We start from the raw sequence: 9,153 nt of genomic DNA, 5'->3' as shown, positions 1-9,153 counted from the left end.
TGCGGCGCCCGCCGAAACGGCATTACTCAGCCTCTAACAAACCCGGGGCGATTCAAGGCGATCTATCAATCCCTCTACATCCAAGGCCGAGGAGCGTTGAGACGTGAACTCATCTTGTGCCTGCGCACCGGGCGTGCGCTGCGCGCCCCGCGGGCGCGCGCGCAGCGCACGACGTGGGCGCACGTCACGCCCGAAGCGCTCATCAGTGAACGGCCTGCTGAAGCCGACGACCGTGCAGTGCCGGGCCATTGGGAGGGCGACTTGATCATCGGGCTGGAACGCTCCGCGATCGGCACGCTCGTGGAGCGCACCACCCGCTACACGATGCTCGTTCACCTGCCCCGCGAGGAAGGCTATCGGCACAAGGAATCAGTGAAAAATGGGCCGGCCCTGGCCGGGTACGGCGCGATCACGATGAAGAACGCGTTGTCGACGACGATGACACGTCTGCCGGTGGAGTTGAGGCGTTCACTGACGTGGGACCGCGGCAAGGAAATGTCCGCGCACACAGCGTTTCGTGTCGAGACAGGCATCCCGGTGTTCTTCGCCGATCCGCACTCACCGTGGCAGCGCGGCACCAACGAGAACACGAACGGCCTGCTTCGTCAGTACTTCCCCAAGGGCACTGACCTGTCACGCTGGTCGGCACACGAGATCAACGCCGTGGCGCACACGCTGAACACTCGTCCACGCAAGAGCCTAGGGTGGAAGACACCTGCCGAGGCACTGAACGAGCAGCTAAAGTCTCTCCAAGAAGCCGGTGTTGCAACGACCAGTTGAATCCGGTCAGTACGTCAGCCTGGCCTACACCGACACGCTGGCCGAGCACGGCGTCGCGCCTTCCGTTGGGACAGTGGGCGACTCGTACGACAACGCCCTCGCTGAGACGGTCAACGGCTTGTACAAGGCCGAGCTGATCTACTCACGCCCCACGTGGCCATCGACATCAGCGGTCGAACTGGCGACGCTGGAGTGGGTGAGCTGGTGGAACCATCAGCGCCTACACGAGGCACTGGGCTACCGAACGCCGGTCGAGGTCGAAGCGGCTTACGATCAGTCCCAGACGAGAGCTCTCGTCACCACATAAGCGCGGAACGAAACCCAGGGCGCTTCAGGTCGAAGAAGCGGCCGGGGCGCACGTGCATGCGTACAAGGCCGGGCTCATTGGGGTCGCGTATCCATCCGTCGCCGAGGTCGTGGGCGGCCTCGAGCGGCGCGGTGTGTTCCTGGCACCAGGGCACTCGGCAGGCGCGCACGTCCTCGAACGTCGTGGTGGTCGTGGTGGTGGTCGTCATGGTCGTGCCTTTCGGTGGGGGGTGGGCTCAGGTGTCACGTTTGTTACACCTGCGCGTTCAGGCTTCTTCGTCGGTGGCGACGCGCTCGAAGCGTCCGTCGCGGTGTTCGACGATGACGCGGCCGAGGTCGACGAACACGGCGCGAGCGTCGGGGAAGTGCGCGATCTTGAGCGCGTGGCGGGTGGCGTCCATCGCATCGAACGCGGCAGTGACGGCGCGGGCGTCCCACGGGCTCGCGGTGCCTGCGATGGTGCGCTCGAGCAGCGTCTCGGTGGCGTCGTTGTGCGCCACGGCGAGGCTCACGAGGCGCGCGGCGTCCTGCGCGGCGCTCATGCGGCCCACCCCTCAGGGGCGTCGGTAGTGGCGACGACCTTTCCGCTGTCAGAGGGAAGGTCGATGACCTCACCAGTGGCTACGTCACCGACGAGCACGCCGCTGTTACGGGTTCCGTACTACCGGATTCGTGAATAGCCGCCGGCGGCATCGTCTCGAAGTGGTGCACCCACAGCAGCAGCGGCACCACGGCCATAGCCGCGAAGGGTGCGAGGTGGTCGCATAGGGCGCACCACACATCTAGAATCGGGTTCACGTTCAGCACTCCCATGCTGTTCGTCACGACCCCGGAGGCTGCAACCTCGCGGGGTCTCCACTTAGTCGGGGGTATTACGCGGCACAGCGCTTTGCCTGACGCTCAATCACCGCGCCACCACCTGAAATCCGCACAGCGCTAACGCGTTCTTAGTGCGCAACTACCTCGACTGAGAATCCTCGACTGAGAGTCGTGGACGAGGCGCGAGGCGTTCGCAGCCTCGCGCACGACGCCACCGGCCCACATCCACTCGAGTGGATGTGGGCCGGTTCGTCGTGTATGCCGTGTTACAGGGCCCTCGTTCGGGAAGTCTGGGCGTAGGGAAAACGCAGATATCCGCGACCTTGACGGGTCGAACGCCCGACCATCCGGCACACCGGACAAGCCAGAACGTCTGACGCACCGCGGAACCCACGCTCGAAGGGCCCCGCGGCGACGTCAGCTCCGTGCCCCGAACGCCGAGCGGGGCAGCAGCCACGCCCGCAGGCGAGCGCCGACGGAGGCGTCGGAGCGTGCTGCGCGCGTCACGCGTTCGGTCGTGGCAGCCATGCCCCGCGCAGGCGTCGGAGCGTAGCGCGAGTTCTCGATCGAGTGTGCCGCGCGTTCGACGGCCTGGACGAGGTGCGTCGACGCGCGCGGGTTGTCGTCGGCGAACCGGCCGGCCGCTTCCTGTGGGGATCGCTCGGTCATGATGACGTACCCGAGGTCGCGCAGGTTCCACACCATGCGGTGCCACAGCGCCTCGTCACGCTCGCGGGGCTCACGTGCCTGACGCACCAGGCGGTTGCGTCGCCACCAACCGAGCAGCGGCAATGCGCCGAGCAGGGCGATGACGGCCAGTGCGCCGAGCAGCGTCAGCAGGACGCGACCAAGAACGCCGTCGTCGTGGGGCGTCACCGGCGCGCCGTGCGAGGTCGACCTCGACGTCTGCGTCGTCGACGGGGCAACCGAACGAGTGGACGGCACGGGCGCGCTCGAGCTCGTCGTCGGGGCGCTCGACGACGACTTCGTCGCGGACGGGCTCGTCCGTGCGTAGGCCGGGGCCGCGCCCGAGCGCGAACCGGGCGTCGGCTCGAACCGCGTCCACCCCATGCCGGGGAAGTACAGCTCCGGCCAGGCGTGCGCGTCCGCGGCGCGGACCTCGTACTCGTTGCCACGCTTCGTGCCGGGAAGGAACCCGATCGCGACGCGCGCCGGGATGCCGAGCGAGCGCGCGCTCATCACCATCGCGGTGGCGTACTGGGTGCAGTAACCCTGCTTCGTCTCGAGGAAGTTGGACAGGGGGTCGAGCTGCGCGCCGTCGACGGTGCGGGTCGGGGCGAGCGTCAGCGAGTACGTGTAGGACGGGTCGGCGCGCAGGTGGTTCTGGATGGCGACGGCCTTGTCGAAACGCGAGGCCGCATCCCCGGCGCCGGAGGCGGTGAGCAGCGCGTCGATCCGCGTGCGGGCCGCCTGCGGCAGCGAAGCGACGTCGAGGTCGTCCTGCGTCACCCCACCGGTTCCGGCGCTGACGGCCGAGTCGTCGACGGGGCGCGCTGCCGCCGTGAACGTCCGGAAGATGACGGCGTACGCGGGCACCTGAGCGGCGAGGTGCGGCACGCCGGTCGTCGTTCCGACGTCGAAGGTGTCGTGGCCCTGGCCGAAGGCGGCGGCGCGCAGCGTCGTCGGCGCGGCGATGAACGGCGGCTTCATCGCGTTGAGCGTGACGGTGGCCTGCGAGCTCGTCGTCGGCACGGCCGGGTCGTAGCCGAGCGCCGGGAACTCGCTGTTGGCCTTCACCTTCGTCGTCGGCTCGTTCGTGCGGGCGCGCCACTGGCCGTCCGCGTACGTCGAACTCGTCGTCACCCGGAGCGGGCCGGGCTGTGAGTCCTCGGTCGTGTAGGTGAGGACGGGCGCCGCGTTGCGCGAGGACAGATCCTTGCTCAGGTCGAGCGATGTCGAGAAGTCCACGCTCGTGTCAACGCCCCGGGCCCCACCCTCGGCGAGAGCCGGAGTCGCGCGGGTCGGCACGTGCCCCGACAGGGCGGCGGTGCCGGCCACGGCCAGCACCGTCACGGCGGCGAAGACGGGCGCACCCGTCAACGTGCGGGAACGACTCGTGCTCAGCCACATCAGGAGCGCCCACGCGGCTGCGGCAGCAGCGAAGTAGGGCAGCGGCAACGTCTGACCGAGGGCGGTCGTCGCGAGCACGAACGGCGCCGCGACGGGCAGGACGGTGGCGGCCGGCAGCTTCGAGGTGCCCCCGACGTAGTCGACGACGAGGGCGACGAGCGCGGCGCCGAGCGTCAGCGCGGCGATGATGCCGGCGACGGCCGGCAGGGGAGCGACGGAGGAGTTGGCGACCTTCTGCGCCTCGTGGCCGGCGGCCCGCAGCGCGGACGGGGTCGGGGAGACCCCGTGCGCGGCGAGCGCCGCGAGTGGCGAGACCACGACGGCCGCCGCCTGCGCGAGCACGATGAGCCAGGAGCGTGCACCCACGCGTCGCAGCCCGGCGCCGATCGCCCACATGACGAGCGCGGCCACGACGATCGGCACGCCGACGCTGTCGGCCTTCGACAGCTCGACGAGGGGCCAGCAGGCGCTCAGGCACAGCAGCCCCAGGGCGACCTCGGCGAGGATGCGGCGGGTGGTCATCGAGCTCCTTCGGCGGGGGCGGTGGTGACGGGGCGCGCCTCGGGCACCGTGTGTGTGCTCCACCCGTCGGCGTCGAGGCGGGCGCGCATCGGCGTCACGGCATCGGGTGATCCGGCGACGAACGCCTCACCCCCGGACGGCGCCGGCCCCAGTGAGCCCGCGGTGTCGGCGTGGACGAAGACGACGTGTGCGGACGCGGCGTCGTCGACGAGGGGGCAATCACCCGCGACGGCGAGGGCGTCCATCGCGTCGTGGAGATCGCGGTAGGTCTCGGCGCCGACCCGCAGCGCGAAGGGCTGGTGCGCGCGGGCGCGTGCACTGAGCCACGAGGCGCAGGCTTCGACGAGGCCTTCCCATCCGGCGTCGACACCCGGGGTCTCGACGTGCCCGACGAGCCGGGCACGGGCGGTCTCGTCGGTCGGTGGGTCGAGCTGGCGGACGATGAGTTCACCGCGGCGAGCGGTGGCGGGCCAGTGCACGAGGCGCATGTCGTCACCGCGCACGTACTGGCGCACGCTCGCCCCGACCTCGCCGCCGAAGGCGAGGTGCGATTCGATGCTCGAGTCGCCGACGAGGCTGCGCTCGCGCTGCTGCGTGAGCGCGACGTCTTGGCGGGGCCACACGCGGATCTCACGGCGCGCGGCGACGTCCCGCGTCAGGTGCGCGAGGCCGAACGGGTCACGCACGACCAGGCGCGTCGGACCGGTGACGAAGCGGCCGCGGTGAGGTGCGCTCACCGCGTATTCGCCGTCGAAGTGGCGCCCCTCGACCGGCCACGACGGCGTCGGGCCGCCGAACGTGTGCGGTTCCTGAAGGGTGGCACCCGAGAAGCGCGCCGACGGCGACAGCTCGGCGTGGACGGCGACACGCTCGCGGTCACCGGGTTCGAGCGGCAACCGCGGGCCGACGTGACGCACCTGCGCCGACGCGCGTGTCGCGACGAGCAGCGTCAGCACGCTGAGGACGAGGAGCAGCAACGCGAAGATCCCGGCTCGCACGAGGTCGGTGAAACCCGAGAACGCGCCGATGAGCACGAGGGCGACGCCCGCTCCCGCGAGCAGCAGGCCACGACGGGTGAGGCGCGGCAGCGCGCTCATCGCGACGCCGACGGTACAGCCACGGTCTCGACGAGGTGGCGCACGACGTCACCGGGCGTCTCGTCGCGCTGGGCGCGGTTCATGAGGACACGGTGCGACAGGACGGCGGGCGCCATGGCGGCGACGTCCTCCGGCAGCGCGTGGTCGCGCCCCGCGATGGCGGCGTGGGCGCGCGCCGCGCGCAGCAGCTGCAGCGAGGAGCGCGGGCTCGCGCCGAGACGCAGGCTGGGGTGGCTGCGCGTCGCGGCGACGAGGTCGACGACGTACTGACGCAGCGCGTCACTCGTGTGCAGCGACGCGATGGCATCGATCGCGTGCTCGACGTCGTCGGCGCTCGCGACGGGACGCAGCGTGTCGAGCGGGTCCTTCTCACCGTGGTGCAGCAGCATGTCGAGCTCGGCGCGCGCAGAGGGGTAACCCATGCTGATCTGCGCCATGAAACGGTCGCGCTGCGCCTCGGGCAGGGGGAAGGTGCCGTCCATCTCGACGGGGTTCTGTGTCGCGACGACCATGAAGGGGCGCGGCAGCGGCATGGTGCGCCCGTCCATGCTCACCTGGTGCTCCTCCATCGCTTCGAGCAGCGCCGACTGCGTCTTCGGCGAGGCGCGGTTGATCTCGTCACCGATGACGATGTTCGCGAACACCGCGCCCGGACGGAACGTGAAGTCACCCTTGCCCTGGTCGTAGACGTTGACACCGGTGATGTCGCTCGGGAGCAGGTCGGGCGTGAATTGGATGCGTCGCATCGTCGCGTCGACCGATCGGGCCAGGGCCTTGGCGAGCACGGTCTTGCCGACGCCCGGCACGTCCTCGACGAGCAGGTGACCGCCCGCGAACAGCACGGTGACGGCCGTGAGCACGACGTCGTCCTTGCCCTCGACGACGAGGGCTACGTTGCGGCGCACGGCGTCGGCGAGGCCGAGGACGTCGGTGGTCGCGGGGCGGGGCTCGGGGCTGCGGCGTTCCATGACTCACGATCTTGCCAAACTTCCCTCCCCGGCCACAGTTCGCCCCGCGGGGTCGGATGCGTCGTCACCCGCCTGGCCGACGAGAGCGTCGCCCTCCACCGCGCTCCACGCACGCCCTCCACTGCGCTCCACCGGGTTCCTCCACATCCCTCCACCTGCGTTCTCGACGACGTGCCGTGGCTGTGAAGCCGTCGACCGAGCCGGACCCCGCGCCCCCACGGTCGGGGAGCGGCGGCTTTTTCCCTCCACCGCGCCCCACCCGCCGTCAGCCCTTCAATGACGCGGAAATCGCTCTGCCCAGATCACGAGATCAGACATGATGGGGCGACATGGTGGGGTGAAGTGGAGTAGAGTGGGGGTCATCGGAGCGAGATCGGTGACGGGAGGTGCCCAGCCGTGTTTCTGGGTACCCACACGCCGCGTCTCGACGACAAGGGCCGCATGATCCTTCCCGCGAAGTTCCGCGAGAAGTTCGCTGCGGGCCTCGTCATGACGCGTGGGCAGGAACGCTGCCTGTACGTCTTTCCGATGAACGAGTTCGAGCGCATCGCTGCCGCGATGAACACGACACCCGTCACCTCGCGTGCGGTGCGTGATTATCAGCGCGTCCTGCTCTCGGGGGCCTCCGACGAGATCCCCGACAAGCAGGGGCGTGTGACGATCCCGCCGCTGCTGCGCGAGTACGCGGGTCTTTCGAAGGAATGCACGGTGATCGGTGCGGGCAACCGCGTCGAGATCTGGGACACGCAGGCGTGGAACGACTACCTCGCCGGCGCGGAACAGCCGTTCTCCGAGCAGGCCGAAGAAGTCGTTCCCGGTTTGCTGTAGCCCTGCTGTCGCGAGGTCTCCGGCCGCTGAGAATCCGACACACCTTCCCCGGTGCCGGAAGCCCAGCGGCGGGGGCCCTGGCGACAGCAGCGCCGCCGGCCGAATGCCGCCCACCCCGATTCGAGCGACGGAGCACCGATGGAGATGTCACGCGGCCTCGCAGCCGATCGTCACGTGCCCGTCATGCTCACCGAGATCCTCGACGCTCTCGCCCCCTCGCTCGCGCGCTCCGGCGCTCTCTACGTCGACGGCACCCTCGGCATGGGTGGCCATACCGAGGCCGTGCTCGAGCGCTTCGGCGAGGCCCGCGCCATCGGAATCGACCGTGACACCGAGGCCCTGCGTCTGGCCGGTGAACGCCTCGCCCGCTTCGGTGACCGCTTCGAAGGCGTGCACGCCGTCAACACCGAGGTCGCCGACGTCCTGCCCCGCCCCGCGGACGCGATGCTGTTCGACCTCGGCGTCTCCAGCCTGCAGCTCGATGAGCTCGACCGCGGCTTCAGTTACCGCGCCGACGCGCCACTCGACATGCGGATGGACCAGACGAGCGACGGGCCCACGGCCGCCGACGTCCTCAACACCGCCAGCCAGGACGAGTTGGAGCGCATCCTCAAGACGTACGGCGAGGAGCGCTTCGCCCGCAAGATCGCGCACGCCGTCGTCAAGGAGCGCGAGAAGCAGCCGTGGACGACGTCGGGTCGGCTCGTCGAGATGTTGCGCTCGGTCATCCCGCTCGCTTCGCAGCGTCAGAGCGGCCACCCGGCCAAGCGCACCTTCCAGGCCCTGCGCATCGAGGTCAACGACGAACTGCGCGGCTGGGAGCAGGCTGTGACGTCGGCGCTCGACTCGCTGGCCGTCGGCGGACGCCTCGCCGTGCTGTCGTTCCACTCGCTGGAGGACCGCATCACGAAGCGCGCCTTCGCAACCGCGTCCGCCTCGACCGCGCCGCCCGGTCTACCGGTGGAACTACCCGAGCACCGTCCCGAGTTCGCGCTCGTCACCCGGGGCGCCGCCGTCCCGAGCGAGGACGAACTCGAGCGCAACCCCCGCAGTGCCTCCGTCAGATTACGAGTCATCGAACGCACCCGAGCGAAAGGAAGCCAGTCATGACCCAGCTGGCCGCCCCCACCCGCGCCCCTCGTCGAGTGACGACGAGTCGCCCCCGCGTCACCTCGGCCCGTTCCGGTGCGCGTCCGGCTCGGCCAGCGACTCAGGTTGCCACCGCCGAGCGCGCCGGGCACACTCGCTTCATGGCGCTCGCCGTCCTCGTCGCGGTGGCCTCGGCGCTTGCGCTGTTGTTCCTCAACACGATGCGCGCCGAGCAGTCGTTCACCCTCTCGACGCTGCGCAGTGACGTCTCGACGCTCAACGAGCGAGAGCAGGCGCTCGACAGCGAGATCTCGGCCGTGTCCGCGCCCGAGGAGCTCACGCTGAAGGCCGAGAGCTACGGCATGGGCAAGCCGGCGTCGATCACCTATGTGAGTCGAGACACGGGCAAGAAGCTCGGCGTGGCACACCCGAGCCAGGCGGGCACGGCGCTTAGTGTGAACACGCTCCCGAGCACCCCCGCCAGCAAGGCGGCCGGCGAGGTGATCGCCAGCGGCACCGTCGGTCTGCACATCACCGACCCGGTGGCGCAGGCGCAGGCTCGAGCCAAGGAGAAGGCAGCGGCCGAGGCGGCGAAGAGGGCCGAGGCGGCGAAGAAGGCCGAGGCGGCGAAGAAGGCCGAGGCGGCGAAGAAG

General features: G+C 69.9%; 9 protein-coding genes and 1 pseudogene. 5 read left to right on the top strand and 5 right to left on the bottom strand.

The genetic code is table 11. The features are described from left to right. Together AX669_RS02535 and AX669_RS02530 are read left to right on the top strand one after the other, a co-directional pair. Positions 1-780 (top strand): IS30 family transposase (locus AX669_RS02535; protein WP_156444896.1); only part of this gene is annotated, 780 nt, incomplete at its 5' end. Between the two features lie 7 nt (positions 781-787). Next, positions 788-1,087: pseudogene (locus AX669_RS02530) on the top strand (integrase core domain-containing protein); the annotation flags it as partial. On the opposite strand, the gene AX669_RS02525 reads toward AX669_RS02530, so the two are convergent. The 5 genes from AX669_RS02525 to AX669_RS02505 form a co-directional block, all read right to left on the bottom strand. Next, the gene (locus tag AX669_RS02525; RefSeq protein WP_062256361.1) at positions 1,077-1,295 is read right to left on the bottom strand and encodes a hypothetical protein; all 219 of its coding nucleotides are present in this window, start codon (positions 1,293-1,295) and stop codon (positions 1,077-1,079) included. The pseudogene AX669_RS02530 and the gene AX669_RS02525 sit on opposite strands and share 11 nt — an antisense overlap. A gap of 57 nt (positions 1,296-1,352) precedes the next feature. After that, the gene (locus AX669_RS02520; protein ID WP_062256358.1) at positions 1,353-1,628 is read right to left on the bottom strand and encodes a hypothetical protein; all 276 of its coding nucleotides are present in this window, start codon (positions 1,626-1,628) and stop codon (positions 1,353-1,355) included. A 694-nt stretch (positions 1,629-2,322) separates the two neighbouring features. Next, positions 2,323-4,518: a DUF3488 and transglutaminase-like domain-containing protein gene (locus AX669_RS02515; protein WP_062256357.1), complete on the bottom strand. Its 2,196-nt coding sequence runs from the start codon at positions 4,516-4,518 to the stop codon at positions 2,323-2,325. Continuing rightward, positions 4,515-5,615 carry a DUF58 domain-containing protein gene (locus AX669_RS02510; RefSeq protein ID WP_062256355.1) on the bottom strand — a complete coding sequence of 367 codons (1,101 nt, stop codon included), beginning with the start codon at positions 5,613-5,615 and terminating at the stop codon, positions 4,515-4,517. The genes AX669_RS02515 and AX669_RS02510 overlap by 4 nt, the downstream gene beginning before the upstream one ends. Continuing rightward, positions 5,612-6,583: a MoxR family ATPase gene (locus AX669_RS02505; RefSeq protein ID WP_038567730.1), complete on the bottom strand. Its 972-nt coding sequence runs from the start codon at positions 6,581-6,583 to the stop codon at positions 5,612-5,614. Before AX669_RS02505 ends, AX669_RS02510 begins: the two co-directional genes overlap by 4 nt. Positions 6,584-6,979: 396 nt before the next feature. Here AX669_RS02505 and mraZ point away from each other — a divergent pair, with 396 nt between their 5' ends. The 3 genes from mraZ to AX669_RS02490 form a co-directional block, all read left to right on the top strand. Further along, positions 6,980-7,411: a division/cell wall cluster transcriptional repressor MraZ gene (gene mraZ, locus AX669_RS02500; protein ID WP_006946550.1), complete on the top strand. Its 432-nt coding sequence runs from the start codon at positions 6,980-6,982 to the stop codon at positions 7,409-7,411. A 138-nt stretch (positions 7,412-7,549) separates the two neighbouring features. After that, positions 7,550-8,521 (top strand): 16S rRNA (cytosine(1402)-N(4))-methyltransferase RsmH, encoded by a 972-nt coding sequence (rsmH, locus tag AX669_RS02495; RefSeq protein ID WP_062256353.1) that lies wholly within the window; start codon positions 7,550-7,552, stop codon positions 8,519-8,521. A gap of 140 nt (positions 8,522-8,661) precedes the next feature. Next, positions 8,662-9,153, top strand: a 492-nt coding sequence (locus tag AX669_RS02490; protein WP_197418839.1) for a hypothetical protein, incomplete at its 3' end; no start/stop codon positions are given.

Source organism: Dermacoccus sp. CCH2-D9 (assembly GCF_001556795.1).
GTDB classification, from domain to species: Bacteria; Actinomycetota; Actinomycetes; order Actinomycetales; family Dermatophilaceae; genus Dermacoccus; species Dermacoccus nishinomiyaensis.
Note: the sequence above shows the minus strand (reverse complement) of the source record. Positions and strands in the feature narration are given on the sequence as shown.

Bases quoted from the DNA above. Each gene is read 5' to 3' on its own strand.
- AX669_RS02505 (WP_038567730.1), bottom strand. From the start codon at position 6,583: ATGGAACGCCGCAGCCCCGAGCCCCGCCCCGCGACCACCGACGTCCTC.
- AX669_RS02525 (WP_062256361.1), bottom strand. From the start codon at position 1,295: ATGACGACCACCACCACGACCACCACGACGTTCGAGGACGTGCGCGCC.
- rsmH (WP_062256353.1), top strand. From the start codon at position 7,550: ATGGAGATGTCACGCGGCCTCGCAGCCGATCGTCACGTGCCCGTCATG.
- AX669_RS02520 (WP_062256358.1), bottom strand. From the start codon at position 1,628: ATGAGCGCCGCGCAGGACGCCGCGCGCCTCGTGAGCCTCGCCGTGGCG.
- AX669_RS02515 (WP_062256357.1), bottom strand. From the start codon at position 4,518: ATGACCACCCGCCGCATCCTCGCCGAGGTCGCCCTGGGGCTGCTGTGC.
- AX669_RS02510 (WP_062256355.1), bottom strand. From the start codon at position 5,615: ATGAGCGCGCTGCCGCGCCTCACCCGTCGTGGCCTGCTGCTCGCGGGA.